Source organism: Sessilibacter sp. MAH3, from assembly GCF_054658275.1.
This window is the reverse complement of sequence record NZ_BAAGIE010000018.1, coordinates 28540-55476: the sequence shown is the minus strand read 5'-3', so window position 1 is coordinate 55476 and position 26937 is coordinate 28540. Positions and strand designations below refer to the sequence as shown.

General features: G+C 41.2%; 22 protein-coding genes. 15 read left to right on the top strand and 7 right to left on the bottom strand.

The genetic code is table 11. The annotated features are described in order from the left end of the window. The first annotated feature begins 5 nt into the window (after nt 1–5). From ACYQ2C_RS12170 to ACYQ2C_RS12160, 3 genes are all read left to right on the top strand, one after another. Nucleotides 6–1361 (top strand): ammonium transporter, encoded by a 1356-nt coding sequence (locus ACYQ2C_RS12170; protein ID WP_460102908.1) that lies wholly within the window; start codon nt 6–8, stop codon nt 1359–1361. 17 nt (nt 1362–1378) lie between these two features. Continuing rightward, nucleotides 1379–1573, top strand: a complete 195-nt coding sequence (locus ACYQ2C_RS12165) for a hypothetical protein (RefSeq protein ID WP_460049213.1) — start codon at nt 1379–1381, stop codon at nt 1571–1573. A gap of 241 nt (nt 1574–1814) precedes the next feature. Next, nucleotides 1815–2267: a DUF6795 domain-containing protein gene (locus tag ACYQ2C_RS12160; protein WP_460102905.1), complete on the top strand. Its 453-nt coding sequence runs from the start codon at nt 1815–1817 to the stop codon at nt 2265–2267. Between the two features lie 401 nt (nt 2268–2668). On the opposite strand, the gene ACYQ2C_RS12155 is transcribed toward ACYQ2C_RS12160, so the two are convergent. Continuing rightward, nucleotides 2669–4927, bottom strand: a complete 2259-nt coding sequence (locus ACYQ2C_RS12155) for a hypothetical protein (RefSeq protein WP_460102903.1) — start codon at nt 4925–4927, stop codon at nt 2669–2671. Between the two features lie 456 nt (nt 4928–5383). Next, nucleotides 5384–7843 (bottom strand): putative Ig domain-containing protein, encoded by a 2460-nt coding sequence (locus tag ACYQ2C_RS12150; protein WP_460102973.1) that lies wholly within the window; start codon nt 7841–7843, stop codon nt 5384–5386. 304 nt (nt 7844–8147) lie between these two features. Here ACYQ2C_RS12150 and aroE point away from each other — a divergent pair, with 304 nt between their 5' ends. Further along, nucleotides 8148–8972 carry a shikimate dehydrogenase gene (gene aroE / locus ACYQ2C_RS12145; protein WP_460102901.1) on the top strand — a complete coding sequence of 275 codons (825 nt, stop codon included), beginning with the start codon at nt 8148–8150 and terminating at the stop codon, nt 8970–8972. A gap of 73 nt (nt 8973–9045) precedes the next feature. Here aroE and ACYQ2C_RS12140 read toward each other — a convergent pair whose 3' ends face one another. Continuing rightward, a complete protein-coding gene (locus tag ACYQ2C_RS12140; protein WP_460102899.1) occupies nt 9046–9591 on the bottom strand; it encodes a gamma carbonic anhydrase family protein in 546 nt (181 codons plus the stop codon). 119 nt (nt 9592–9710) lie between these two features. Between ACYQ2C_RS12140 and prlC the strand changes: the two genes are divergently transcribed. Next, nucleotides 9711–11786, top strand: a complete 2076-nt coding sequence (prlC, locus tag ACYQ2C_RS12135; protein ID WP_460102897.1) for an oligopeptidase A — start codon at nt 9711–9713, stop codon at nt 11784–11786. Between the two features lie 225 nt (nt 11787–12011). After that, entirely contained in the window at nt 12012–12266 is a 255-nt protein-coding gene (locus tag ACYQ2C_RS12130) for a YheV family putative zinc ribbon protein (RefSeq protein ID WP_460048988.1), read from the top strand. 358 nt (nt 12267–12624) lie between these two features. On the opposite strand, the gene ACYQ2C_RS12125 is transcribed toward ACYQ2C_RS12130, so the two are convergent. Both ACYQ2C_RS12125 and ACYQ2C_RS12120 read right to left on the bottom strand, forming a co-directional pair. Continuing rightward, nucleotides 12625–13374 carry a hypothetical protein gene (locus tag ACYQ2C_RS12125; protein ID WP_460102894.1) on the bottom strand — a complete coding sequence of 250 codons (750 nt, stop codon included), beginning with the start codon at nt 13372–13374 and terminating at the stop codon, nt 12625–12627. Between the two features lie 32 nt (nt 13375–13406). After that, entirely contained in the window at nt 13407–14750 is a 1344-nt protein-coding gene (locus ACYQ2C_RS12120; RefSeq protein ID WP_460102892.1) for an MATE family efflux transporter, read from the bottom strand. A 1358-nt stretch (nt 14751–16108) separates the two neighbouring features. On the opposite strand from ACYQ2C_RS12120, the gene coxB reads away from it, so the two are divergent. From coxB to ACYQ2C_RS12100, 4 genes are read left to right on the top strand one after another with little or no spacing between them, the layout of a single operon-like run. After that, on the top strand, nt 16109–17266 hold the full coding sequence (coxB, locus tag ACYQ2C_RS12115; RefSeq protein ID WP_460048985.1) for a cytochrome c oxidase subunit II: 1158 nt from the start codon (nt 16109–16111) through the stop codon (nt 17264–17266). 24 nt (nt 17267–17290) lie between these two features. Next, nucleotides 17291–18841, top strand: a complete 1551-nt coding sequence (gene ctaD / locus ACYQ2C_RS12110; RefSeq protein WP_460102889.1) for a cytochrome c oxidase subunit I — start codon at nt 17291–17293, stop codon at nt 18839–18841. An 18-nt stretch (nt 18842–18859) separates the two neighbouring features. Beyond that, nucleotides 18860–19420 (top strand): cytochrome c oxidase assembly protein, encoded by a 561-nt coding sequence (locus ACYQ2C_RS12105; RefSeq protein ID WP_460048983.1) that lies wholly within the window; start codon nt 18860–18862, stop codon nt 19418–19420. 11 nt (nt 19421–19431) lie between these two features. Next, nucleotides 19432–20370 carry a cytochrome c oxidase subunit 3 gene (locus tag ACYQ2C_RS12100; protein ID WP_460102887.1) on the top strand — a complete coding sequence of 313 codons (939 nt, stop codon included), beginning with the start codon at nt 19432–19434 and terminating at the stop codon, nt 20368–20370. On the opposite strand, the gene ACYQ2C_RS12095 is transcribed toward ACYQ2C_RS12100, so the two are convergent. Next, nucleotides 20367–20618, bottom strand: coding sequence for a DUF2909 domain-containing protein (locus tag ACYQ2C_RS12095; RefSeq protein ID WP_460102885.1), 252 nt, complete (start codon nt 20616–20618; stop codon nt 20367–20369). The genes ACYQ2C_RS12100 and ACYQ2C_RS12095 overlap by 4 nt on opposite strands. Nucleotides 20619–21043: 425 nt before the next feature. On the opposite strand from ACYQ2C_RS12095, the gene ACYQ2C_RS12090 reads away from it, so the two are divergent. The 5 genes from ACYQ2C_RS12090 (at nt 21044) to ACYQ2C_RS12070 (ending at nt 25835) form a co-directional block, all read left to right on the top strand. Next, entirely contained in the window at nt 21044–21862 is an 819-nt protein-coding gene (locus ACYQ2C_RS12090; protein ID WP_460048977.1) for an SURF1 family protein, read from the top strand. After that, entirely contained in the window at nt 21837–22502 is a 666-nt protein-coding gene (locus ACYQ2C_RS12085; RefSeq protein ID WP_460102882.1) for a hypothetical protein, read from the top strand. The genes ACYQ2C_RS12090 and ACYQ2C_RS12085 overlap by 26 nt, the downstream gene beginning before the upstream one ends. A 317-nt stretch (nt 22503–22819) precedes the next feature. Continuing rightward, on the top strand, nt 22820–24010 hold the full coding sequence (locus ACYQ2C_RS12080; RefSeq protein WP_460048975.1) for a COX15/CtaA family protein: 1191 nt from the start codon (nt 22820–22822) through the stop codon (nt 24008–24010). Nucleotides 24011–24116: 106 nt separating this feature from the next. After that, nucleotides 24117–25019 (top strand): heme o synthase, encoded by a 903-nt coding sequence (cyoE, locus tag ACYQ2C_RS12075; protein WP_460048973.1) that lies wholly within the window; start codon nt 24117–24119, stop codon nt 25017–25019. A gap of 15 nt (nt 25020–25034) precedes the next feature. Next, nucleotides 25035–25835 carry an SCO family protein gene (locus ACYQ2C_RS12070; RefSeq protein ID WP_460048971.1) on the top strand — a complete coding sequence of 267 codons (801 nt, stop codon included), beginning with the start codon at nt 25035–25037 and terminating at the stop codon, nt 25833–25835. Between the two features lie 2 nt (nt 25836–25837). Here ACYQ2C_RS12070 and ACYQ2C_RS12065 read toward each other — a convergent pair whose 3' ends face one another. After that, the gene (locus ACYQ2C_RS12065) at nt 25838–26848 is read right to left on the bottom strand and encodes a lysophospholipid acyltransferase family protein (protein WP_460102878.1); all 1011 of its coding nucleotides are present in this window, start codon (nt 26846–26848) and stop codon (nt 25838–25840) included. Nucleotides 26849–26937: the final 89 nt, after the last annotated feature.

The following is a 26937-nucleotide window of genomic DNA, read 5'->3' as shown; positions in this document are numbered from 1 at the left end:
GTGCAATGAATCAAGAGAATTTGAGCCTAGAACAACTTAGTGAGATGGTGCAATCGCAACAAGCGGTGATTGAAATGCACCAAACCATGAATATGGAAGTATTTTACTGGTGGTGCACAGCATTGATGATCATGATCCATGCTGGGTTTTTGGCCTACGAAATGGGCGCCTCCCGGGGCAAGAATGCCTTAGCCGCCGGAATAAAAAATATTCTGGCGCTCGCTATGATTATTCCCGCTTTTTACTTGGTGGGTTGGTGGATATACCTGTCTTTCCCAAGCGGGATTGTGCCTTCATCTGTTGCAGAAGCATTACCTTGGTCGACCAGCATGGGACCCAAGCTCGATGAGATGGGCACCGGCGTATTCTGGGCGGCCTTTGCGCTTTTTGGCGCAACTACTGGATCAATATTATCCGGAGCGGTTATCGAGCGGATTCGCGTCAGTGCGTTTTTAATTCTCACGATCTTGGTGGGTAGTGTCATTTGGATTTTGGCCGCTGCTTGGGGGTGGCATGGCGAAGGCTGGCTGTTGACCAAATACGGGTACCATGATGTTGGCGCAGCTGGAGTTGTCCATGCGGTAGCTGGATTCTTCACCCTGGGCGTGCTAACTAACCTTGGCCCTCGCACCGGTAAATTTATTAACGGTATCGCGCAAACCATCGCACCGCACAGTCTGCCAATGACATTGATCGGCCTGATGATGATTATTTTTGGCTTCTTCGGATTTTTGGGTGGCTGCATCATCTTCAATACCGGAGACACCGGTTGGACGACGATTTACAACACGCCAACCAATCTATCCGCGTTTGCGTTCAATACGCTGATGGGTTTTGCCGGTGGCATTATTGGTTGTTACATCGCCACTCGCGATCCGTTTTGGACAATGTCGGGTGGTCTTGTTGGCATCATTTCCGTTGCCGCTGGACTCGACCTCTACGATCCCGCGTTGGCCTTTATTGTCGCTGTTGTCGCCGGGGTGCTCAGTGTCCAAAGTGCTAAATTTCTTGAGCGATGTGGCATTGATGACGCCGTTGGCGCGGTTGCTGTACACGGTTTTGCGGGCATTTTCTCTGTGATCATGGTGGGTGTTTTCGCGACAGGAACACCAAATGCCGAGGGCATGCCGCCCATTAGCTTCACCGGGCAACTGATCTCTGGCTTGGTCATGGTGTTACTCGGATTTATACCGGGCTACGGAATATCTCTGCTGTTGAAGACATTGAATATGCTTCGCGTGCCTGAAGCGGTCGAAGAGTTGGGCATTGATGAAGTAGAGCTTTTGGCTAAACCCTACCCAGAGGCCAATGTTCCGGCAACGCGTCAAAGTGATGTTCCAAACAAACTCGCCAACGTATAAATAGAGAGGAATTTCAAATGGGTACATCTATTTCTCAATGGGACGGTGCAACAGCTTACTTTATTTTCGCGAATTCTCCGTTAGCCTTGGTATTGTTCGCCCTTTTGATGCTGGTGATATGCGTGGGTCTGATTGCGCTTATCAAGCGTCACGAAGATAAAGCATTTGCTAAATACACCTCGATTGCTGTTAAAAATTCCCGGCACAAATAAAGCTGCGGCCCAATGGGCCGCACCTTTTTCTCAGATACTCTCAAGCAACCTCTGATTAGTTCGTCCTCGATCTGATCAGAGGATGGCCCAAAAATCTCCTATTCTCTTATTCCAACCTTTCACAAGCCGCGTCGTAAGCGCGGTTTATCGCACTTGCCCGTTCAATGAAGAACACCGGATAGCGTGTCATAATTAATTGCATTATTGTCTAATTAAGCTGTTACCCTTAACGAGAATTAAAATGCTTTTTTTGTTGAATCTATTTGCTCGAAAACCCAAAACCGAAATCGTTTTGTTCGCCGGTCTTGAGGGTGTGATATGTTTTCGTGGCGAACCGGCCAAGGGCGCCGAGGTTAAGTTGGTTGTTAAATGGGACCCGGTAAAACCCGAGACCTGCTCGGTTGTTACCGATGAGCGGGGTTGGTTTTCATTAGAAAGAAAAACCAGTTTTTATCGCCCTACACCATTGGCGCGAACCATGGTGTCTCAACGAGTTACCGTAAACTATTACGAGCAGGAGTTTTTAATTTGGAGTTTAACGTCAAGCGATGGCATTTTGCCCGAGGACAATTTGTTTGAAAAAAACACAATAACCTGCGAGCTGACCGACGAAATAAAACAATACTCTTGTGGAAGGCTCGGTGTTAACACCAATTGCCAATGGAGCGAGATGCCTAAAGCAGAAGATTTTTGAATTAAAAATCAAGGCTAATTCCGAGGCAATCTAATAGACATTTATTTTCTTAAGATGCGTTTTAAAGTCTATTTTTAAATAAAAATTAAATGATTAATAAGTGCAGATGCCTTGTGTTGATATCGGCATTTTTCGCGAAAGACATTTAATTAACGGAATTCCAAACTAAAGGAACCTCTGATTAACTCATCCATGATTTAATCAGAGGACAGAAATTGAAAATGCGATTTCCAATTTCTTCACAAAGAAATTGGAAATCGCATTTTCAATTTCTGTCCTCTGATTAAATCATGGATGAGTTAATCAGAGGTTCCTATAGATTAATCAGAAATTTTTAGAAAAATATACAAAAATTTGATACTAGAAAAATCAGGCGATTCACACCTGATTTTTAGAGAAATTTATTGATTAAACAACGTGGGTTCCGCTAAGTATTCCTGTGGATAATCCCGAGCTAAATTAATCAGTTGTAACACATTAATTCTTGGTAATTCTTCGATAATTAGCTCGGCGGAATTTGTTTGCGTAAAACTGTGATCTAAAACAACCGCACGTTGTCGATCTTCATCATAGCTAAGAACCTGCAATTCACGGGTTCTATTAGCTAATGTTGGATTGTTCAAAATCGGCAGGTCCGACAACGTAATACGCTCACCTTCTAATCCAACCACAAGCGTATCTCTAACTTGAAAACACTCGATGGTGCTTGATTCAATACAATTAGAACCAAAAGCGCCAATTTGGTTGGCTTCGATCTCATTAATTACATCTAACGAACCGACACTTTGTGAAAATGAAAACCCGGTTACTAAACCGAAATCAACGTTTCCGTTTTCATCATAATCACGCGTTTCAAAAAATAAGTGCGCATCAGAAAGCCAGACTTCCGCAGATTCAACGGTAGGTTCTGCGCGAATAAATTCCGTTGCAAAACTAGACGTTTGTTCCGAGATTAATTTCGCCATGTTGGTGGCGATAACTGTGCGATCACCTTGGGGGTCTATACGCTCAAGAATCGCAAAGACATCATCCTGCGTTTCTAATAATGGATAATATCGCAGATTGTTATCACCTATTTCTAGGTTTAATACTCCGTCTGCAACATTCCAGTTACCACTGCGACTGTTAATTAACCCTAATCCAGTTGTACCATCATCGTTAAAACTGAGTAATTCTTGGCTAGGGCGGTCCGACGTTGGGCTATCAAATACACCTCTCACGTCAAACTCGGCAGTTAAAGCCCACTGTTCAGATACAAAGTCGGCACGGTTAAAAACTACTTGCGGATTGTTAACGGTAACAAACTCTCCGTTTAAAAATCCATTGCCAAAAATCTCTGGAACTTCACCTTCAAAATTCAACCCCTCAAGAACATTATCTAAATTTATGCGTACGCTATGATCAAGAAATAAATTCGTGGATATTTCGTTGACTGAAATCGGAATCAAATTAATTTCTTCGGTGATCATTAATATTTCAACAAAACCTCCTCCGGTGTTTTCTCGTATAAAATTGGCAATATCTCCGGGAACACCAAATAATTCCAGTTGCTCAGTCTGCACAAATACAAATGACTCCATTGAATCACCCGCAGTAACCGATGTTGAAATAACACCAGCTTCTGTTTGCTGCCAAGTCAACCTCGTTGATTCAAATTGAGCTAGATTTCTTTCGAAGAAATTAGCGGTACCATTGTCATTGAGCTCCAAAATATTTGTAGACATATCTGGATGTGTCCCACGCACGAACGGTCTAGACAATATCAGCGGCTGATTTGTTAATCCTGTAATTGTTGGCAATGTAAAAGATCCCGAAAATAGAACAGAGCCGAGAATAGTATTTAGTTGGTTTTGTAGTTCTTCACTGAAACTTCCCTGTGCATTTAACAAACCATTGAAATCAAATATTCGACGGCTGATTTCTTCAGAGCTATTTGCATTGGAAAAATAACTCTCTACGAGTGTTAAATCGCCTTCCAGTGTAAGATCAGATTCAATAATAAATCTTATGGCGGTCAATAATCTAATCGTGCTAAACGTACCTGCTTCTATTTCTAGAGCCTGAATTTCGTCCCAATTGTTAGAAATTACATTGTTGTTAACATCACGAGCTGCAATTGCAAGCGCTGTTGATAACGGCGATACGTTAAGCCTAGATAATTCCTCAGTAGTAACAATTTCGCCGCCACCAGAACTTGCTAATAGAAAATCGATATCTCCGACTTGGCTGATCAGTTCAATCTGCGATTGCTCCCCTACGCCTCGAATAGAAACGGTAACAAGTTCGTCACCGGAAAAATCGCCGGCAATGAATTGCGCGTTTATTTCGAAGTTACCGTCTTCGTCGACAATGGCTGTTAACATCTCACCATCTATTTTCTCGGAGTTTGCACTCAGCGTGGTGAGCTGATTGGCTTTAGTAAATCCGAGTTTACGCTGTAATTTATTTGACGATGAAGTTTCCGATAAATCCGGCGCTGTAAAGGTTAATGTAACTTGCGATCCAGGCAGCAATCCGCCAGTTGTCGAGCCAAGAATAGTGAGGTTTTCTGTTTCAACGCCAACGACAGCTCTTTCGCTGCTACTGTTTGATCCTCCACAAGCGGTAAGCATAGCCGCCGCAAACAAAATGCTATAACTCGATAGCTTTAGATTTTTCATCCAAACTCTTCCCTAGGTGTTGTTTTAAATAACGCTGGATAGTAGCAATACAGCTCGTAAACTTTTGCGTGATTTAGAAAGAATTTTCTAGTTAAGATCCCAACCGCTACTCTGAAATTAATGCATTGAATTGAAAGTATTGAATTAATAGTATTTAAAATATATCTGAACAGCTTGTCGTGTCTAATCTGTTGGAATGAATAAATCTTAGGAACCAAAAACCGGGTAGGTATCGTTGAAGATAAGGAATAGTATTTTGATTACGGAACTTCTTCACACGAAAAATATAATATTAATAAATCATGATAATTCATGTATTTTCTGAAAGTTAATTTTTCACTCATTTCCGATATTTTTTATCGTTTTTTCTCTAGATTATCTTAATTTGAATCGCACTAGATAGTTAGTGAGTATTAAAATATCAGGTGATTTACACCTGATATTTTAAGTTAACCTTTAATTAAATATGGTAGGTTCTGCCAAGTATTCCTCGATATATTCTTCTGATAAATCGATCAGCTCTAATACCGTAACTCGAGGATCGATAAGCACATTACCGTCAATACCCGGCACATCAAAAAAGACTCTTTCTAGGACAACAGCTCGCCCTAAATCTGGATCGTAATTGAGAACATCCCAGACTCTGCTTCGAAAGCGCCCATTACCTAATTCATTGACCTCGGTGATCGTAACTCTTCGGCCTTCAAACGTAAATGAATTCGTATCTAGCACTTCGAAGCAAGATCGGCCTACAAAAGCTATACAATCATCAATTTCACTTTGAGTTGAAGGTACTGCGGAAATTCGATCAACCAAATTCTCGTTACCAGCTCTAAATCCAAAGCCAGTTAAACCGGTAAAAACTCTGCTACCATCGTCCTCGAAATCAGCGGGAGATGAGAAAAACTCAACATTGGTAGCCCAAAATAATCCCTGCTCTGCACTCAGTTCTGGCAATACAAAATCTTGCGTGAATTGATCGAGATTACCTTCTATTTGTCTTGTTATAAATCCGGCAGATACGTTTCGTACACCGTCGCTTGTCAGGCGTTCGGATATTACGTAAATCCCATCTTGTGTTTCTATTAAAGGTGTAAGCGTCAATGTGTTAGATGCAGTAGTAAACTGTAGAGCACCGTCGACAACCTCCCATTGTGCTGACTCATCACTGAGCAAACCTATGCTTGTTGAACCGTTAGTGTTAAAGGTATATAGGTCTTGGCTAAGATGCCGAATACCACTAATCCCGCCTAATGGCTCGCCAAAATTCTGTTGGGCGGGTACAACCCAATTTTCGCCAGAAAAAGTTTCAGAGGTAAATTCAAACCTGGAATTTAGTACGGTTCTAGAGCCAAATAAAGCAGCTGTTACTGTATATTCTGGTAAAGTACCGGTATATCCCAACCCTGTTAAAACGTCATCTAGATTAAAAGTGATTCTATGATTGACATCAATAATTATCGAGCTTTCGGATACCGATACTAAACGTAATTCAATAACTTCACGTGTAGTTTCTGGATTTATTATTGTTCCAATTAACCCATTTTCTGCGAGAAAATTTTCAACCTCTTCATCAAGATCTAAGTTATTCCGATAAGTCATTGGTGTATCTAATGTATCATCTACGAAAGTATCAACTCCATTTATTATTAATACTCCATCTTCTCTTTTTTCCCATGTAATTGATCTGTTGTAAAGACTACGTCTGAAGTTATCGTAGAAATTCCCAGTACCATTAGAAGAAAACTCAAGAGCTGGTGTAAATATATCTTGGTAGGTTCCGAGTACAAATTCATTTGCAAATAAAAGAGGTCTATTTAATAGTGGAACAATATTTTGTTCACTAAAAGGAATATAATTATTTCCAGATTCTGTGATAGTTTGTAGTTGATCCGCTAACTCGGGTAATAACTGGCCGTTGTCACCTATAAATTCGTTGAACGCATAAATTGCATTGGTGTTAACCTCCGAATTTTCTTGATTAGATATAAACGCATCTAAGAGTGTGTCGCCATTCACGAAGTTCGCGTTATTGGAAATAAATAAAGAAATAGAATCTGCCAGTTGCAAAATCTGTTGTGCATTTAAGCTATTTTCTAATTGCTGAATTTCATCCCAAGTCCGCGACAATACGTTATTATTTCTATCTCTCGCCCTCAACGCCAAAGCAGTAGAAAGTGGCGAGATATTAATTCTTGATAATTCATCTACAGTTAATTGAAAATCATCGCCAGCACTTTCTAATAAGAAGTCGATATCGCCAACTTGGCTTAACAGTTCGATATTATCTTGATCGCCTACACCACGAGCGGTTATTTCTACAAGTTCTTCACCGGTAAATTCACCGGAGATTAGTAAGACATCAAATTGGAAGTTACCATTCTCGTCGCTTGATGTAGTAATTGTGGTATCTACTATTTTTTCGGATGTTGAATTTTGAGTGGTTAATTTATTTTTTTGAGAAAAGCCGCGTTTCGTTGTAAGTTGCGACTTATTATTTTGCGGGGCTGCAAATTGCGGAACAACAAAACTAACTGAGATTTCTGCATTAGGTAAATCCACATTAGACACAGAACCAAACACCGTCAGGGTTTCGGTTTGGATTACCTCAAGATCTAAGCTGGTATTTGCGCTCGCCCGACCATCGCTTACTGTTAAGGTAATACCTTGAGTTATACCAACATCTTGTCGCTCCGGTGTTCCGCTTAGTAAACCGGTAGAAGCGTTTATTGATAACCACTCCGGTAATCCTGTTGCCGAATAAGTAAGTGTGTCTCCATCGGCATCTGTTGCCGACAAGGCTAGGCTAAACGCTTGGTCTTCTAGCGCTGTTACGGGTGTTGGAGCTGAAAATACAGGCGCCGAGTTTTCACCGCCTGAGCCAGAACCACCGCCCCCACCGCAGGCCGTTAACATCGCCGCAGCACATAAAATACTAAAACTCGATAGCTTTAGATTCTTCATCCAAATTCTTCCCTAAGTGTTGTTTTAAGTGACGTTGGATATTAGCAATACAGGTAGTAAACTTTTGGATGATTTGAACACAGACTGTGGATAATAATCATGCAATTGTGTCTGATCCGAATGCCGTTAACGTTATCTATTTAGTGGACACGCTGATTAGATTTATCGTGTCGTTTAAACTTAAGCTAAGCGTTGATATTCGGTTAGAATTACGACTTGAAATTGCTATCTACGCTCATGAAGAAAAGGCTTTCCAATGACAGACAATTACGCGGTTTTCGGCAATCCCATTGCTCATTCCAAATCTCCGGATATTCATCGCTTATTCTCCGAGCAAACTCAGCAGACTATGAGTTACACAAAGCAGTTGGTTGAGCTGGATGAGTTTGAAAAAACGGTTACCGAGTTTGCCAGTCAAGGTGGTTGTGGTTTAAACATTACGGTACCGTTTAAATTGGAAGCCTTTGACTTTGCCGATGAATTAACTTCACGAGCACAAAATGCTGGTGCCGTTAATACGCTGTTATTTAAAGACAATAAGGTGATTGGCGATAATACCGACGGTTTTGGCTTAGTTTACGATATTACCGAAAATTTGGGCTGGTCTTTTTCTGGTAAAAAGGTTTTGATTCTTGGCGCAGGTGGTGCGGTTCGCGGTATTTTGCAGCCCATATTGGAACAACATCCTAATAACGTTTGCGTCGCAAATCGTACCGCCAGCAAAGCGGTTGAATTAGCAGAGCATTTTTCTAAATTTGGTTCTATTACGGGTTGCGGTTTTTCTGAAATCGAAGACTCACCGTTTGATATTATTATTAATGGCACATCCGCAAGTATTTCTGGAGATTTACCGCCATTACCTGAAAAGGTCGCCGATAACACTACTCACGCTTACGATTTAATGTACGGCAAAGAACCTACGGTCTTTATGAAGTGGGCAGCCTCTAAAAATTGCACTGCAATTGCCGACGGTTTAGGAATGTTGGTTTGCCAAGCGGCGGAATCGTTTTATTTGTGGCGCGGTGTACGACCAGAAACAAAACCTGTGATTACTTATTTACGTAATGCGTTAAATAGTTGATTGAATAACTTGTTCCGTTGAATTAACAACTATAAATCGTATTGGTAATTTATAGTTGTTAATTTTAACCATTCTATTCGTTAGGTTCTGCTAAGTACTCGTCTTTCAATTTTGCGTAATTTCCGGCGGTATATTTAAAGAAGGCTTTTTCTTTATCTTTTAACGGTCTTACTTGTTTGGCTGGCGAGCCCATGTACATGTAGCCGCTCTCCAATCGTTTTCCCGGTGGTACCAAAGAACCGGCACCAATAATGACTTGGCTTTCAACCACGGCACCGTCTAATACTGTGCAACCAATACCAATTAAGACTTCGTTGTGAATGGTACAACCGTGCAGGGTTGCACCATGACCAATGGTTACGTCATCACCAATAATCAGTGGCCAGCCGTCTTCGTTAAAAGGCCCGGCGTGGGTGATGTGTAAGGTGCTGTTGTCTTGCACGCTGGTGCGCGCGCCAATGCGAATTCTGTGCATATCACCGCGAATAACGGCGCATGGCCAAACTGAGCTGTCGTCGCCCAGCTCTACATCGCCAATAACCACGGCGGAATCATCAACAAAAACGCGTTCACCCAATTTTGGCGTTTTTCCTGCCAGAGTACGGATTGATCTTGGCATAGGTCACCCCCAACTTAGTTACATTCGATCATAGACTTTGAACGCTAGCATACTTCGCACTTTAGATTGCGTCGATTACCGTATAGTCTTATTCGCAATGTCAATCTTGAGGATTCACAATGAATAACCCAGCCAATACTGACAACCCTTTACTCAGTAATGCCGTTTTGCCACCGTTTGCGGATATCAAAGCCGAACACGTAGTCGAGGCAATCGATACGCTCATCACCCGTAACAAGGCATGTTTAGAAGATTTGTTGGCCGCTAACGACACACCCACCTGGGAAGGTTTGCTCGCAAAAATTGAATCCTTTGAAGATGACTTGAGTAAGGCTTGGTCACCCATCAGTCACTTAAATGGTGTGAAAAACAGCGCAGAGCTGCGTGAGGTTTACAATCAAGCATTAATGAAGCTCACCGAATACGGTACCGAGCTGGGCCAACATCAAGGCTTGTACGACGCCTATAAAAAGTTATCCACAAGCGATGCTTTTAATGCTCTCTCTAAAGCTCATCAAAAAGCTGTAGAAAACAGCTTACGTGATTTTACTCTGTCTGGAATTGGTTTACCCAAGCAGCAACAAGAGGCATTTGCCAACAACAGCAAACGTCTTTCGGAGTTATCCACACAGTTTTCTAACAATGTCTTAGATGCCACTCAAGCCTGGTTTAAACATTTAACCTCGCCAGAGCAGCTCGCCGGATTACCTGAATCTGCACTTGAACTCGCCAAGCAGGCCGCCAGCAGTAAATCGTTGGAGGGCTATGTGATTACACTCGATATTCCTTCTTACCTAGCGGTAATGACCTACGCCGACGATCGCTCTCTGCGTGAAGAGATTTATACGGCCTACTGCACCCGTGCGTCGGAGCTGGGCAAAAAGGCCGATGGCACCAGCGCCGCCGAATTTGATAACACCAACCTTATTTTAGAGACCTTAAAGCTCCGCCAAGAACGCGCTGAACTTCTAGGTTTTAGCAACTACGCGGAGCTTTCTTTAGCGCGCAAAATGGCGCAAACGCCAGAACAGGTTGAAGCGTTTTTATTAGACTTGGCCGATCGCAGCAAAGCCATGGCCGAACAAGAACTGCAAGAGCTGCGCGACTATGCGAGCAAGTCCGGTGTGAGCGAGCTGAAGCCTTGGGATGCGCCCTACTACAGTGAAAAACTCAAGCACGAACAACACGAAATATCCCAAGAAGCCTTGCGTCCGTATTTTCCAGCAGAGAACGTTATTAAGGGACTGTTTACCGTCAGTCAAAAGCTGTTTGGCTTAGAAATTCAAGAAGATAATACTGTTGCAACTTGGCATCCAGATGCCCGGTTTTACCGTGTTTATCGCAACATTGATGGAAAACCGCAAAACATCGCTGGTTTTTACCTAGACATCTATGCCCGTGAAAATAAACGTGGCGGCGCTTGGATGGACGAATGCCGAGTGCGACGCAACACTGGCGATGGCGTGCAACTGCCGGTTGCTTATCTAACCTGTAACTTCAACCCGCCCACGGCTAAGTTGCCGTCTCTGCTCACCCACGACGAGGTAACAACTCTGTTCCATGAATTCGGCCACGGCTTACACCATATGCTGACCGAAATTGATGTGGCCGCAGTGAGCGGTATTAATGGTGTTGCCTGGGATGCCGTAGAATTACCCAGCCAATTTTTGGAAAACTGGTGCTGGCACCCTGAAGTTATCGGTTTACTGTCGGGACACTATGAAACCGGCGAACCCTTACCCAAAGATTTGCTCGACAAGATGCTCGCCGCGAAAAACTTCCAATCGGGTATGCAAATGCTGCGTCAAATCGAGTTTGCGCTGTTCGATTTACGACTACACTGGCATTACCCCGAACTGAACCCGGTTGATGTCGCAAGCGTATTAAACGCTGTACGTGATCGTGTTGCGGTGATGAAACCACCAGCATTTAACCGCTTCGAAAACAGTTTTAGCCACATATTTGCAGGTGGCTACGCCGCTGGTTACTACAGCTACAAATGGGCCGAAGTATTATCGGCAGATGCCTTTAGCCTGTTTGAAGAAAACGGTATTTTCGACTTTGAAAGCGGCCAACGCTTTTTAACGGAAATTCTGCAAAAAGGTGGCAGCGAAGACGCCAATACTTTATTTGTGCAATTTAGAGGTCGCGAACCTAATACAGATGCATTATTGCGGCACAGTGGCATAAAATAATAACGCTAGGAACCTCGGATTGCCTCATCCATGACGTAATCCGAGGACAGAAATTGAAAATGCGATTTCCAATTTCTTCACAATTTCAATGATTTGCAGTTGTTGAAATTAACGACACATCCTTGTGTCGCGGGAAACTCTGGGTTAATCAGAGTTGCCTCTATCAAAACATGGGTCGCTAGTTTTAAACGCTCGCTCTATAAGCAATATTTTTTGGATGTAACCGTGGAAGAAAAACCTGTAAAACGATTTATTGCTGGCGCCGTTTGCCCAAAATGCGCGCAAATGGATCGTATTGTTATGTATAAAAAAGACGGCGGAGATTTTCGTGAGTGTGTTGAGTGCGGCTTTAACGACGAGCTACACATTCAACCGCAGGTTAGAGAACTTGAAACTCGCGTAAATATCAGTAAAGAAACCATCGAGGCCGAAACTCAAGTCCTACAGTTTAAGCCAATTGCAAAAAATAAAGACGACTAAAACTATTTAGATGTGATAAAAAACCTCGATAATGGTTTTATCAGTAACATTGCACACTTTATAAAAAGCAGCGCACGATAAAAAATCGTCGCTGCTTTTTTATAATGTTTTAGATAAACAACTTTTGAAAAGTTAAACGCTAACAATTTCAAAAGTTTCTATTTTAAATTTAAACGTATTAGAAAATATTCATTAACCTAAACTTTCTATCGACACCTGAATATATCGGCGATTTAAAGAACGTTAGGTGATTGAAATTGTGAAGAAGTCGGAAATGACTTTGTCAATTTCCGTCCTCTGATTAAATTGCGAACGCATTAATCAGAGGTTCCTTTAGTACGTAGTGTGGATATTTAATTTAGTACAAATATTTAATTTGTACCGAAAGGTCATCACCAAGACGTGGCCATTTATCAACGGCTTCGGCCAAAATATCTACAGGTACCGGCTGTAGTCGAGACACCGCCTCGCGCTCCAACTCGTGTTTACTCTCAAGGGCATAGTGCACCGCAAAATCCAGCTCATTGGCAAAGTCTTCGCCTAATAAATGATGAACGATTAAATTCGCCATCATCGTATCGGCTGGAATTAAGGGCTGCCCAACGTAACCGCAACAGCGATCGTTTAATTCTTCGAGTGTGCGATACGCTAAATAAGTTTGTGCCAATACCGAAACTAATTTACTGTCGGGATCGGTTACAAAATCGTCTTGCGTTAAAAAGTCTACGGCGATATTTAATAAAATACCCGTATACTCGTACACGTTAATACTTGAACTGATGTCGATGAACGCTTCTATACAACTGGGTAAAAATTCAAAGTACTGATCAACAAATTCCACCAGAGCTCGTTGCTGTTGCCCCTTCGGAATATGAATCATCTTGTGCAAATTCTTACTGTGCTCAATTACCCACTGACCGAAAATTTTATCCGAGCCGACCTCAGAGCGAGCTTCACTCAACTTTTTGCGAAGATGAATTAATTTATCTTGATCCATAACAGCAACTACATGACCACCTTCTTGCCCTAAAAATAAATCTCCCTTTACGATGTAAAAGGTACACTCGGAAATAGACTTCTTATGATAACCAGTTCTCTTTATTTTCAAAGTTAAAGTCTTTTTATATAATTAAGGCGTTACTAATAGATTTTTTGGATCGTCTTAAATTTATAGTTCACAAATCCCAATAAAGATATGCCTCTGAACACATTGAATAATAAAAATGCTAACCACAACCCATGATTGCCCAGTTCCCGACTTAACCACCACGCTGGAATAAAAATACAAAACGTACAAAATAGCATGCTGTTACGCATGGCGCCTGTTTTCCCCCAGCCAATTAAAATACCATCCAAATGATAGGCTAAGAAAGAAAAAACGGCGAACAACAACAGCCACTGGTAATATTCATCTAATAGAATTAACACATCATTAATATTCGTAAAAAAATGTACAATAGGAATTTTTAGCAGCCATAACATCAACGAAAAGAATAAAGCGGTTGCCAGCGCCCAAAAACCTGTTTTTAAACAGGCTTCTTTAAAAAGCTTAAGATTATTAGCACCAGTGGCACGACCAACCAATGCTTGAGCAGCGTGTGCGAATCCATCCAAACCGTAAGAAATAATGGCTACAATTTGCATAAGAATTGCGTTAGCTGCTAGGTAATATTCACCGAGACGAGCTCCTTGCGAAGTGAAAAATGTTATTACACCGAGCAAACACGCTGTTCGTATAAACAATTGTGAGTTTATTTGAATCAACTCAAAATATTTTTTTTGCACCGATAAGGCTTTTATCGATACAAACAATCTATTTGATATATTTAACCGTTTTAATACCGTGTAAATATAAATCAGGCCGAGTAAAAACCCGAGCACATCAGCAATGACACTTGCCCAGGCTGCACCTGTACTTTTTAGATCGAAACCAATAACAAAAATGTAATCAAATAAAATATTGATTAGGTTGATAAACACCATCAAAACTAAAGGCGTTTTGGTATTTTGAAATCCAATAAACCAACCAACTATCACAAAATTCATTAAAGTAAACGGAGCTGCCAATAACCGAATACTGGTGTATTCGAAAGCCCATTGGTAACTGTCTGGATTGGGATTAATTAACAACAACGCTGTCGGTAAAAAAGCCCACTGTAGTATCCAAATTAAAACAGAAAGGCCAATTGCTAAAACCGAACTTTGTAGTAAACAATCTAAAGCTGAATTTAAATTTTTGCTGCCGACGCTACGGGCCACTATGCCCGTTGTTCCCATCTTTAAAAAGCCAAAGCCCCACAGCAAAAATGTCAACAAGGTGGTGCCGCCGGCTACCGCGGCTAAATAGACAGGATCACCCAAATGACCAAGGATTGCCGTATCAACCACACCCAGCATGGGAATAGTTAGGTTACTTAAAATCATCGGCCATGCCAGCGACATAACTTGCCGGTGAGTGATACCAGATTCTTTCTCATTTAGCATCGCTTAGTTTGCATCTCGGTCGGTTATTTGATCCACATCAGATAATTTATCAGACAAAGGAATAAGACCCTTCATTTTCACCCAATTGGTAGATGACTCATTATGAGGTAGGCTTTGAGAGTTATTATCAAGCAATATTTTTGATATTGGAAGAATGAACTATAAATTAAATTTTTAATATCTTAATGGTATTAAAATAATCAACGTCAAGGATCAGAGACGTTTTTAACACTCAGAATGGATCTATATTGCTGACGATTGATTAAAATAAATAGTCATTTTAAAAAAGATCACTTATAGCAAAAAATGATATGGAGATTCTGTTGCATTGCCGACTATTACTTTTTTATCAATAAAATTCTCTATAACTTCTTTAATAATGTCGGCGAGTCATCAACAGCAAGATGCCTTAGAATTCTGTGATTAACCCTTTCAAGATGTAATCGCAAGTTCATTGACTCTTTAATCAAAAGCTCATCTTATGGCACTCGGTCTAATACTTATTACTCTGATGTAATACTGAGTTATCTTCAAAATCGCGCGTAGAGTAAAACATGTAAATATTTACAACACGATTACTTTTACTCCTTTATTTTTACCGTAAAACCGTTACAGGAATCTTGGATTTATTTTTCTATAATTTAACCGGAACACAGAGATTGATAATGCGACTATTAATTTCTTCACAATTTCAATCACTTACCTTATTTAAAATTGATAATTCGCAGGGTGTTGTTAAAAACGCGGCGTTAATCGGCGCACTCTTTACTTATTGGATGCTTAGCAGGATAAATTAGAAAAATGCTTTTCTAATAAACGTCTATATTAGAAAAGCAAATAATAATTTTTCTTTAATTTTATGATCGTTCGTTACTGTGATGGAAATATTTGTAATCATCCAATTATGTAGTAATCTATTATTTGAAGTAAGCGGAACTAAAACTATAGAAACCTCGGATTAACGAATTTATTGATTATTTAATCTGAGCGTAAATTTTCTAATACCATTATTTGTGAATTCGTTTTACTTTGAGTCTAAGGGCTCCGTGTTGCGATAACAGAACGTCAGCTGCTAAAACTAATGTGCATCTTGTTATTTTTGATCACATTTTTTGAAGATTAAAGACCTGAACACCCTATAAATATAAAGTAGGTAAGATAGGCTTGTGCCAAATAACAACAAACCTACTAAGATATTTCATAAAGCTGACCAATAAAGCGAAAATCTACGATATATAAGATTGAATCGCCGACTCTTTTAACCATAAAGAGAGCAACATCCTGCCTGCATTCGACTCAGCGGTAGATCACCAAAACATTCGATAATAATCAATTATAAAGTTGATGGAGATCTTGGCATGTTGCACATCGGGCCAAATAATCCGGCAAAGGCTTTTCATGCTTTTTATTTAGGAATAGCCGTTTCCACTCTTTGTTTTACTCAAAATGCGTTTTCATCCTCCTTAAATATGACCGAAGGTGTGACGTCGGTTAGTAAAGAAATATATTCATTGCACATGAATATATTTTGGTGGTGTGTTGCAATTGGTGTGGTGGTTTTTGGGGTGATGTTTTACACCATGATTGCACATCGTAAAGAACATGGTGCCAAAGCATCGAATTTCCATGAAAGTACATTTTTAGAAGTTCTTTGGACTCTCATTCCTTTTGTCATATTAATTGCTATGGCGGTTCCGGCTACCAGTAGTTTGGTAAAAATTTACGATACCGAAGAAGCCGATATCGATATTTTAATTACTGGCTATCAATGGAAGTGGAAATACGAATATTTGGGCGAAGATCTGAGTTTTTTCTCTAACTTATCGACGCCTAACAACGAAATTTATAATCGCTTAGAAAAAAATCCCAATTATTTATTGGAAGTCGATAATCCTCTTGTAATACCTACCGGTAAAAAAGTTCGCTTCTTATTAACATCGAACGACGTCATTCATTCTTGGTGGGTTCCCGATTTTGCCGTAAAAAAAGACGCTATTCCTGGTTTTATTAACGAAGCTTGGACTATTGTTGACGCTCCCGGAATATTTCGCGGCCAGTGCGCAGAGTTATGCGGAAAAAATCACGGTTTTATGCCAATTGTTGTCGAGGTAAAACCAGAAAATGAATTCAATCAATGGTTAAGTGAGCAGAAAGCCGTCGCAGCTAAATTAGAGGAATTGAATTCCACCACATTTACTTTTGAAGATTTGGTAACGCGCGGCGAGCAAGTGTATTTGAATAATTGCGCCGCTTGTCATCAAGCCAATGGCAAAGGTGTTCCCGGCGCATTTCCATCAATTGCCGGAAGTAAAATCGCCACCGGTGCGTTATCCGATCATCTCAATATCGTTATTTTTGGTAGTCAAAAAAACCCGGCAATGCAAGCTTTTGGCGCGCAACTCTCAGAAGCCGATTTAGCCGCGGTTATTACTTATCAACGCAACGCCTTTGGTAACAACATGGGCGATTCCGTTCAGCCAAAAGAAATTTTAGCGTTTAAACAAAATAATAAATAACACGCAAAAAATTGGAGAAAGTTCATGTCTCACGGTCCCGCAAAAGGCATTGGGCGCTGGCTCTTTACCACTAATCACAAGGATATTGGCACACTTTATTTGTGGTTTAGCTTTTCGATGTTTTTTATCGGTGGTTTTTTTGCTCTGGTCATTCGCGCCGAATTATTTGAACCCGGTTTACAAATAGTCGAGCCAGAATTTTTTAATCAAATGACCACGCTTCATGGCTTAATCATGGTCTTTGGTGCGGTGATGCCAGCCTTTGTGGGACTCGCCAATTGGATGATTCCCATCATGATTGGTGCACCCGACATGGCGCTGCCCAGAATGAACAACTGGTCGTTCTGGATTTTACCCTTCGCGTTTGCCATTTTGTTATCAACGTTATTTATGGAAGGTGGCGGCCCCAATTTTGGTTGGACCTTTTACGCACCGCTTTCTACGACCTACGCGCCACCAAGTGTAACCTTCTTTATTTTCGCCATTCATATTATGGGCGCGAGCTCCATTATGGGTGCCATTAATATTATCGCGACCATTTTAAATATGCGCGCGCCAGGCATGACGTTAATGAAAATGCCGTTGTTTGTTTGGACTTGGTTAATTACGGCGTATTTATTAATTGCTGTTATGCCGGTGCTAGCGGCTGTGGTTACCATGATGTTGATGGATATTCATTTTGGTACCAGCTTTTTTGATGCTGCCGGTGGCGGCGATCCGGTATTGTTTCAACACGTCTTTTGGTTTTTTGGCCACCCAGAAGTGTACATTATGATTTTACCGGCCTTCGGTATTATCAGTGCCATTATTCCAACCTTTGCTCGCAAACCTCTTTTTGGCTATGCATCAATGGTGTATGCCACCGCGTCTATCGCGTTGTTGAGCTTTATCGTTTGGGCACACCACATGTTTACTGTTGGTATTCCATTGGTTGGCGAATTATTCTTTATGTACGCCACCATGCTGATTGCCGTTCCCACCGGTGTAAAAGTCTTTAACTGGGTGACGACCATGTTTCGCGGGTCATTAACCTTTGAAACGCCCATGCTGTTTGCCGTCGCCTTTGTGATTTTGTTTACCATCGGTGGATTTTCTGGATTGATGCTCGCCATCGCACCGGCGGATTTCCAATATCACGATACCTATTTTGTAGTCGCGCACTTCCATTATGTTTTAGTGCCCGGCGCTATTTTCTCAATAACCGCTGGCGTTTATTACTGGTTACCCAAATGGACCGGACATATGTACAACGAGCTGATGGGCAAAACCCATTTCTGGTTGGCATTTATTGGTTTGAATTTAACGTTCTTTCCAATGCATTTTGTTGGTTTGGCGGGAATGCCACGTCGTATTCCCGATTACGCATTGCAATTTGCCGATTTTAATATGATATCGAGTTGCGGCGCGTTTTTGTTTGGTGCCGCGCAGGTGGTGTTTTTATTTAACGTTGTAAGAACCATCTTCAGTAAATCCAAAGCCAGTGCCGAAGTTTGGGAAAGACCCACCGGGTTGGAATGGCAGCTTCCGTCACCAGCGCCCTATCACACCTTTACTAAACCACCCGTTATTCAATAGTACTTGGAGGTGACCACGGTGGATACACGCACAAAAATACTACTACTAAAAATAAATACCGCTGTAGTGGCAAGTTTTGTTTTTGCGTTTTTTGTGCTGCCGCCTTTATACGATGTATTTTGTGATATTACCGGCCTAAATGGTAAAACTGCCGGTCGCTATACAGTTGAAGACGACCGTTTTAATCAAATTGAAGATGCCAGAAATATTCATGTGCAATTTATTGCTAATAACAATGAATCTATGCCGTGGATTTTTAAACCGAGAGATTTTCAGGTTGAAACCATTGTTGGTAAATCAAAAACGGTTTTTTATTTCGCACAAAACCCTACCCTTAACGATATGGTTGGCCAGGCAATTCCAAGTATTTCACCTGCCGAGGCCGCCCGCTATTTTCATAAAACAGAGTGCTTTTGTTTTAACAATCAACCATTAATTGCGGGTGAGTCCACAGACCTTGCTTTGCAGTTTATCGTTGATCCCGATCTGCCCAAACATATTAAAACCATTACCTTGTCTTACACGATGTTTGACATTACTCCCGAGAAAAGGACGCAACTAACGTACAACTCTAATTAAGTGAGATTCCTATGGCTGTCACTAGCGTGAATTCTCCGTCCGATATCTATTACGTTCCAGAGCAAAGTAAGCTTCCTATCTTTGCATCTATGGGTCTTGCCAGCAGTGTGATTGGCTTGGCCTTAATTCTCAACGGCCATTCGGCCGGAACCATGGTACTGATGTGCGGTTTTACCGTATTTGCGTTCGTATTGTGGTGCTGGTTTCAAGCCGTCATCACAGAAAATCTGGCCGGGCTGAATAACGATCAACTGAAATCTTCTTACGTTTGGGGAATGGGTTGGTTTATTTTCAGTGAGGTTATGTTTTTTGCGGCTTTTTTTGGCACCTTGTTTTATGTTCGTAATTTCGCCGTACCTTGGCTAGCGGGCGATGGCACTCATGATAATTTCACGAATTCCATTCTCTGGCCCGGCTTTGAACACACTTGGCCGCTAATGCAAACCCCAGACAGTGCAGTGAATGGCGATACCGCCGCTATGCAAGGGCCGGATCAAAACATGGGATTATCCAGCGCCGGATCTATTTGGGGTTGGTTACCTTTTTGGAATACGGTTGTACTTTTGACATCAAGCATTACCGTACACATGGCTCACACCGCCCTAAAGTTTGGGCATCGTAAACCTTTTTATTTATGGCTGGGCGCTACCGTTGTCTTGGGCGTAGTTTTTTTAATATTGCAAGCAGAGGAGTATATAGAAGCTTATCACCACATGGGTTTGACACTTAGTTCCGGTATTTATGGCGCCACCTTTTTTATGTTAACGGGGTTTCACGGCGCTCACGTCTTTTTAGGCACGTTTATGTTGTTGGTCATGTTTTTGCGTGCAACTCTAAAAAATCATTTTGACGCCAATAATTGTTTTGGTTTTGAAGCTGCAAGTTGGTATTGGCATTTTGTCGATGTGGTTTGGCTGTGTTTATTTATTTTTGTTTACGTGCTGGCTTAATTTTTGATGGTACTTTCATTAACCGGTTTAACTTCCCACGGAGCATGGCTATTTAAACGCCCCGTGTAATAACCAATAAATACTGTCACTAATAAAGCAATTGTTAATACTAATCGGATTGCCAAGGTAAAAAGTACTCGCTTTCTTTCGGGAAAATGACGATCGATGAAAAGCGACATCAAAGCTTTGGACAAGCTTAAAACAATAAGAAATAACAGCACAACGATGATTAACTTAAATGGATTCATTAGTAATTATTTTTCGTTAATTTTTAATATTTATCGTCAGAAATTGAAGTTCTTAGCATTTTTTTACGATTAATCGTTCAAAATAAAATAATTGATCTACGCTTAGTAAGCGATATCAAAAAATAGAATGAATATTGTATTTAATACATTTAATAGCTTTGTTTTTGGAATTAGTGCAATTGATTCAAACCAGAAGAACCTATTAACGTTTATGTGTTTGCGCTTTATAAATAGAATCTAAAATCTCTATCTATTTAATCTTTAAAAATTATTTATATCTATAAACAATTTATGCAAAACTGCTTATTGGATATATAGTAACCGCACAAACACATAATAATAAAGAAGTCGCCCGATAGCCTCCGAAATAAATTAGTAATAACTTAAGTTAGTTTTAGAGGTTTTTGGCGTCAAGAGAGAAGCATATGATTCATAGCCTCCATTTAGATCAAATTAAATTTAATACTAATTTTGCCTCCGTCGCTGTCTTTTCTGTCTTTGTTGTTCTATTTTTAATATTAGGAATTTGGCAAATAAATAGAGCCATCGAAAAGCAACATTTAGAAAACCAGTTCCAAAAATTCGACATGTTATCGCCGGATCATCCTTATTCATTAAAAGAGTTATCACCAACGGAATTTCAAAGCGTTTCTTTAGATGGATATTTCGATTTCGAATCTGCTTGGTTTTTAAAAAATCAGGTGATCCGCGGTGAATATGGGTACGACGCTTTAGTACCGTTTGTTACAAGAGATAAGATTTCAGTATTGGTAAATCTGGGTTGGATAGCGGGTCATCCGTCGCGAAATCCAAGTACAGAACAACTTTTAGCGCTCATGAATCAAAAAGGTTTGTTGAATACTAGCAACTTTAGTGTGAATAGAACGACCATCGAAGGTAAGTTTCGCGCACCGCTGAATTTACCTTTTGTAGATAACCTATATGCCGGTGAGCCTATGGCCACTGATTCATATACGATTAGTCCTACTACGTCGATTCTGGAAATTACACCAACAAGCTTTCCTTATCAGAACTTGTTGAGTAATTGGTACATTCAGATTTCACCACAGGATTCCCACGCGCTGAGAACACATTGGCAAGTGAGTAATATGCCTCCATCAAAACACATTGGTTATGCAATTCAATGGTTTGCGATGGCGATTACCGTTTTTATTGCCTTTACCCTAACACAGAGTAATTTCTCGCAATGGTGGCACAATGAATTCCATGGACATTTCCGTTGAACACGAACGTCGTTCCTACTTTACCGCGTTATTGTTAATTTTTACGGTGCTCGGTCCAATGGTCGGTGCTTACCTGATTTACAGCACCGGCTCGGGAATTCCTGAGGCTACTGTTAACAAAGGTGATTTGCTGTTTCCACCGGTTAACGTAAGTCATCTACCTATTGATAACTCTGGCACGGTTCAAACACTGCTGCCAAGTGAAGCCCAAGAAAAACGTAAATGGCGGCTCGTTATCCCTGTCAGCAGCAGTTGCGATGAAGCCTGTATGGGCAATTTGTACACAACCCAGCAGGTGCAAAAACGCCTAGGCAAAGATGCTAATCGTCTTGAGCGGATTTTGGTTTTGCTTGAACACGGTAAAACAACGGAAAACAATCTAAATACTGAATCTGACGCGAGTGTTGTCGATCAACTATCACTGCCACAACATTATTTTAATAATTTGCAGATTGGCTCTACCGAACTGAATGAATGGCAGCGCTACTTTAGTGATACCAGTGCGCTCAACAGCTTTCAAAATGACTCGGTTATTTTGGTCGATCAAGAAGGTTTTGCCATGATGTCCTACGCAAAGGGTTTTCAAGGCAATGATTTGCTGGATGACTTAAAACGCTTATTGCGTTATTCCTACGAATAAAATCTGGCATTCAATAAAGTCCTTCCAATGCTGTAAGAAAGTGACCAATAATTCACGCAAGACTGACTTTGAATAAATAATCGGTTTCAGTTCGTACAAACAACTGTAGCCAATCTCAAGAGCAGTCAGTCATTGAAATTAAAAAGAAATTGGAAATCGCACGTTCGATTTCTTTCCTTCGGTTAAATGTCTATTGAGTTAATCGTAGGTTCGTTAATAAATGTACCATTAGAAATTCAAATAGAAGTTCCTGTAAGAAGCTCCTGTAATAGTTTCACTAAGCATTCTCCAACAATAACAATGATAAAGGCTTAGTCATGACATTCTCGTATAAGTCACAGAATTCCTCTTTTTTTCCAGCAGATTCGCATGACTTAAGTAAATCCGCTAATGCAGATATACGGTGGCAGTTATCTCAATCAAAACTGCTGCTACGAATTACATCGGCAGCATTATGTTTTGCTTTTGTGGTGGTGTGCTTGGGTGCGTTTACGCGATTAGTTCACGCAGGTTTAGGTTGTCCTGATTGGCCCGGTTGTTACGGTCATTTAACTTGGCCGGATAGTCACCACGAAATTGCCGCCGCAGAACAAGCTTTTCCGGAATCACCCGTAGATACGTCTAAAACCTGGCCGGAAATGGTTCATCGTTATGCAGCCAGTATTTTGGGCTTGCTGATTTTAATCATCGCAGTTGTGTCGGTAAGAGTCCGATTAAAAAAAATCGATTCGTCTCACCCTTTTTGGTTGCCACTGGGTTTGTTGGTTCTGGTTATTTGCCAAGCATTGTTTGGTATGTATACCGTAACGCTTAAACTCTGGCCGCAGGTCGTAACGCTGCATCTTTTGGGCGGTTTTGCCACGGTGAGTTTGTTGTGGTTGCTAGCGTTGCGTCTAAGAACGCTTGTGTACATTGGTAGGCAAAAAACCGCAGAAAAACCTATAGAGAACACGATCACCTCGACTTCAAAATCTTTACAGCCTCGTTCGCTTGGGTTTATAAAATCCTTGTCTTGGTGCGCTGTTGCAGTGGTTTCTTTTCAAATTGCACTCGGCGGTTGGACTGCCTCAAATTACGCGGGCTTTGCATGTCACGATTTTCCGACCTGTCAAAACCAAATTATTCCGAACATGAATTTCTCAGAAGGTTTTAATCTTACGCAATCTATCGGCCCAAATTATTTGGGTGGCTTGTTGGAAGGCCCAGCGCGTACGGCCATTCATGTTACCCATCGCATCGGCGCCGCAGTTACATTATTTATTGTTTTGGCTCTGGCAATTACGTTATTACGAAACACGTCATTAAAAAAATCGTCTTATTTTTTAATGACTGTTTTAACGATTCAACTTGTTCTTGGAATCAGCAATGTTCTTCTGGCAATTCCCTTAACAATCGCGTTACTGCATAACCTTTTTGGCGCAATACTGTTACTAACCGTGATTTATGTGAGTTATCAATTAATTTCTATAAACAAACAGACGCTAATCTCTAAAAGCATCAATAATTAAATTCGTAAAAAATAGACAACAGCGGTTTAACTTTAGGCAAAATACTTTTTAAAACTGCATGTCTTAAAACTTTGCCAACAAGAACATAATAAATAGAGGCATATAGATGAGAGTTACTAGCACACGCGCGGGCTTTTTATTTACGTCACTTAATTGGCGTGACTATCTAGCGCTTTGCAAAATAAAAGTGGTTATTGTGATGTTAATAACTTCTGTCATTGGAATGTTATTAGCGTCAACGTCGTTTGTGGGTCTTTCGGTACTTTTTTGGGGAAATTTAGGTATAGCCCTGTGCGCTTGTGCAGCGGCTGCGGTAAATCACGTAGTGGATCGCGAAATTGATGCAAAGATGTCACGTACTCACAAGCGTCCCGTTGCCAGCGGTAAGGTTCCCGCACTGAACGCGTTATTATTTGCCGCTTTATTAACGTTGATTGGCCAAACCGTATTGGTGGTTTTTGTCAACGAGCTAACCGCTTATCTTACATTGGCATCGTTACTTGGTTATGCCCTCGTTTATACTCTATTCTTAAAGCGAGCAACACCGCAAAACATTGTTATTGGCGGTATTGCTGGTGCCGCGCCTCCGCTTTTGGGTTGGACGGCCGTTACTAATTCTGTTGATGGCGGCGCGCTTTTATTAGTACTGATTATATTTGCCTGGACACCACCACATTTTTGGGCTTTAGCTGTTTATAAACGCGATGAATATGCCAAAGCCGGTGTTCCTATGTTGCCGGTAACCCATGGCATTCGTTACACCAAATTGCATATTTTATTTTATACCTTGATTTTATTTGCGGTGTCTTTACTACCGTTTAGTACACAAATGTTTTCTTGGATTTATTTATTTGGTGCTGTTATTTTAGGACTTGGCTTTTTACTCTATGCGCTAAAATTATTATTTACTACAGACAATAAAATAGCGCTGTCTACTTTTAAGTATTCAATTAATTATTTGCTTATTTTGTTTGTGTTTATGTTGCTGGATCATTACCTACTCATCTAATTTTAGAGGTGTGTCATGGTGAGTCGTACTATTTCTTCCGAATCAAAGATTACTTTTGATAAAAATTCTGTCACCCAGAATAAAAACATCGAAGATTTGGAGGTAGAAATAAATTCTTATAACGAAGAAAACCCGTTTTCAGAAGAAGGCAACGGCGTACAAAACCGAATCTGGTTTAATGTATTTTTATCGTTTTTTTTTATGGCATTGGTGCTGCTGCTTTTTTTAAACAAATTCGCCATGTCGCGAGACAGTGCCTCGACACCGGTTTTGAATTTGGATATAGAAGGTTTAGTGCTAACTCAATCGCCCAAGCTTTTAGCCATGAATCCGTTAGTCGATAAACACGGTGCGGTAGTAACCGCGGATATTTGGCAGGGACAATGGGATTTATTATTTTTTGGTTTTACTCATTGCCCGCACATTTGCCCAACGACCTTGGCCGAGTTAAACAGAGCCAATAACAATTTACCCAGTACAATTCAATCGCAAGTGAATGTTCATTTCGTTAGTGTTGATCCAAAACGCGATACGCCGGAGCGAATTAACACTTATCTTGATCAGTTTAATCCTAATTTTTACGGATTAACCGGAGATTTTATTGACCTGAAAATTTTTGCCGACAACGTCTTTGTACCATTTTTGAAAAGTCCACAAGATGTCGGCGAACCGGACTCGAATGTGTACAACATCGATCACGGTGGTCAGGTTATTGTTGTTGATCCCAAAGGGCGTTACGTGGGCTATTTTCAAACGCCCATTAAATCGAACATTATTGAAGAGTCGTTACCTAAACTGATCGCTGCTTATCGCTAGGATTAAAACTGGTACGGCCGCGGCAGGCCTTCTGGTTGGCGACGGTAACGCTTGTATTCCCATTGATATTGTTCGGGCACCACGTTTACACACAGCTCTACAGATTTATTCAAACCCGCTACGGCCACGGCGGGATCTTCACTGTAAATATCGGTGTGGGGTTCTTTAAAGATAATTCGGTAGCCACCTTTTATACGCTTAGCAAAGGCCATCATCACCGCTGCGCCGGTTTTCTGTTGCAGCTGGCGTATTAAGGTCATAGTTAGGGCCGGTTTACCAAAGAAGTCGGCAAATTCACCGCCGCCATCGAGTGGTAATTGATCGGGTAAAATACCCACGGTTTCGTTGTTCTTCAGCGCCTTCATTACCTGCATAACACCACGGCGATCGGTGGGCGCCATTTTCATATTAATGCTGCGCGCACTTTTGATCATGGCATCCATGGCCGGAAGTTGAACCGGTTGATACATGGCCGTAACTACTGGGCAAAAAATTCCCAAACAACGCCCCATAACCTCCCAATTACCAAGATGCGGGCCCAGAATAATCAGGCCGCGCTCATCATTAACGTGCTGTAAAAATCTTTCTTTGTTTTCGACTTCTATAAAGTGCTTTTCGAGCCAAACGTCGTCTCGCGTCCAAATTTTGGCAAGTTCGGTAAAGGTGCGCGCCGATTCAATCACACTCTGTTTAGATAAGGCCAGTTGCTCTTGGCTTGATAACCCAGGGTACGCATAACCAATGTTTTCTCGTGTGACCTTGGCCGCCGAACCGTTAGTTGCCCATAAAAACTTACCGACCAAACCGCCTAATGCGCGCAAGGTTGATAACGGCAAGATGCTCAATGACTTATAAAGAGCCACAGCGATATTGCCTTTAAGATCAAAAGCGGCTGAATCATCCATGGCGCGGTTGCGGCGATTACGACGGCGATTCGAATCTGCCTTGGTATCCGACGATTTGATGTTCGACGACTGAGCTTCGGATGACGGGTTTTCGGGCCCTTGGGCCATAGGAATTCCTTAATCAACTGACTTATAGGTGAATGAACGCGTTTCGCGAGCAGTATTTCGCGCGAAGACTAGCGCAAATGCCTAATTTG

Coding starts and splice junctions, on each gene's coding strand:
- ACYQ2C_RS12170 (WP_460102908.1), top strand. CDS start 6: ATGAATCAAGAGAATTTGAGCCTAGAACAACTTAGTGAGATGGTGCAA.
- ACYQ2C_RS12165 (WP_460049213.1), top strand. CDS start 1,379: ATGGGTACATCTATTTCTCAATGGGACGGTGCAACAGCTTACTTTATT.
- ACYQ2C_RS12160 (WP_460102905.1), top strand. CDS start 1,815: ATGCTTTTTTTGTTGAATCTATTTGCTCGAAAACCCAAAACCGAAATC.
- ACYQ2C_RS12155 (WP_460102903.1), bottom strand. CDS start 4,927: ATGAAAAATCTAAAGCTATCGAGTTATAGCATTTTGTTTGCGGCGGCT.
- ACYQ2C_RS12150 (WP_460102973.1), bottom strand. CDS start 7,843: ATGTTAACGGCCTGCGGTGGGGGCGGTGGTTCTGGCTCAGGCGGTGAA.
- aroE (WP_460102901.1), top strand. CDS start 8,148: ATGACAGACAATTACGCGGTTTTCGGCAATCCCATTGCTCATTCCAAA.
- ACYQ2C_RS12140 (WP_460102899.1), bottom strand. CDS start 9,591: ATGCCAAGATCAATCCGTACTCTGGCAGGAAAAACGCCAAAATTGGGT.
- prlC (WP_460102897.1), top strand. CDS start 9,711: ATGAATAACCCAGCCAATACTGACAACCCTTTACTCAGTAATGCCGTT.
- ACYQ2C_RS12120 (WP_460102892.1), bottom strand. CDS start 14,750: ATGCTAAATGAGAAAGAATCTGGTATCACTCACCGGCAAGTTATGTCG.
- coxB (WP_460048985.1), top strand. CDS start 16,109: ATGTTGCACATCGGGCCAAATAATCCGGCAAAGGCTTTTCATGCTTTT.
- ctaD (WP_460102889.1), top strand. CDS start 17,291: ATGTCTCACGGTCCCGCAAAAGGCATTGGGCGCTGGCTCTTTACCACT.
- ACYQ2C_RS12100 (WP_460102887.1), top strand. CDS start 19,432: ATGGCTGTCACTAGCGTGAATTCTCCGTCCGATATCTATTACGTTCCA.
- ACYQ2C_RS12095 (WP_460102885.1), bottom strand. CDS start 20,618: ATGAATCCATTTAAGTTAATCATCGTTGTGCTGTTATTTCTTATTGTT.
- ACYQ2C_RS12090 (WP_460048977.1), top strand. CDS start 21,044: ATGATTCATAGCCTCCATTTAGATCAAATTAAATTTAATACTAATTTT.
- ACYQ2C_RS12085 (WP_460102882.1), top strand. CDS start 21,837: ATGAATTCCATGGACATTTCCGTTGAACACGAACGTCGTTCCTACTTT.
- ACYQ2C_RS12080 (WP_460048975.1), top strand. CDS start 22,820: ATGACATTCTCGTATAAGTCACAGAATTCCTCTTTTTTTCCAGCAGAT.
- cyoE (WP_460048973.1), top strand. CDS start 24,117: ATGAGAGTTACTAGCACACGCGCGGGCTTTTTATTTACGTCACTTAAT.
- ACYQ2C_RS12070 (WP_460048971.1), top strand. CDS start 25,035: ATGGTGAGTCGTACTATTTCTTCCGAATCAAAGATTACTTTTGATAAA.
- ACYQ2C_RS12065 (WP_460102878.1), bottom strand. CDS start 26,848: ATGGCCCAAGGGCCCGAAAACCCGTCATCCGAAGCTCAGTCGTCGAAC.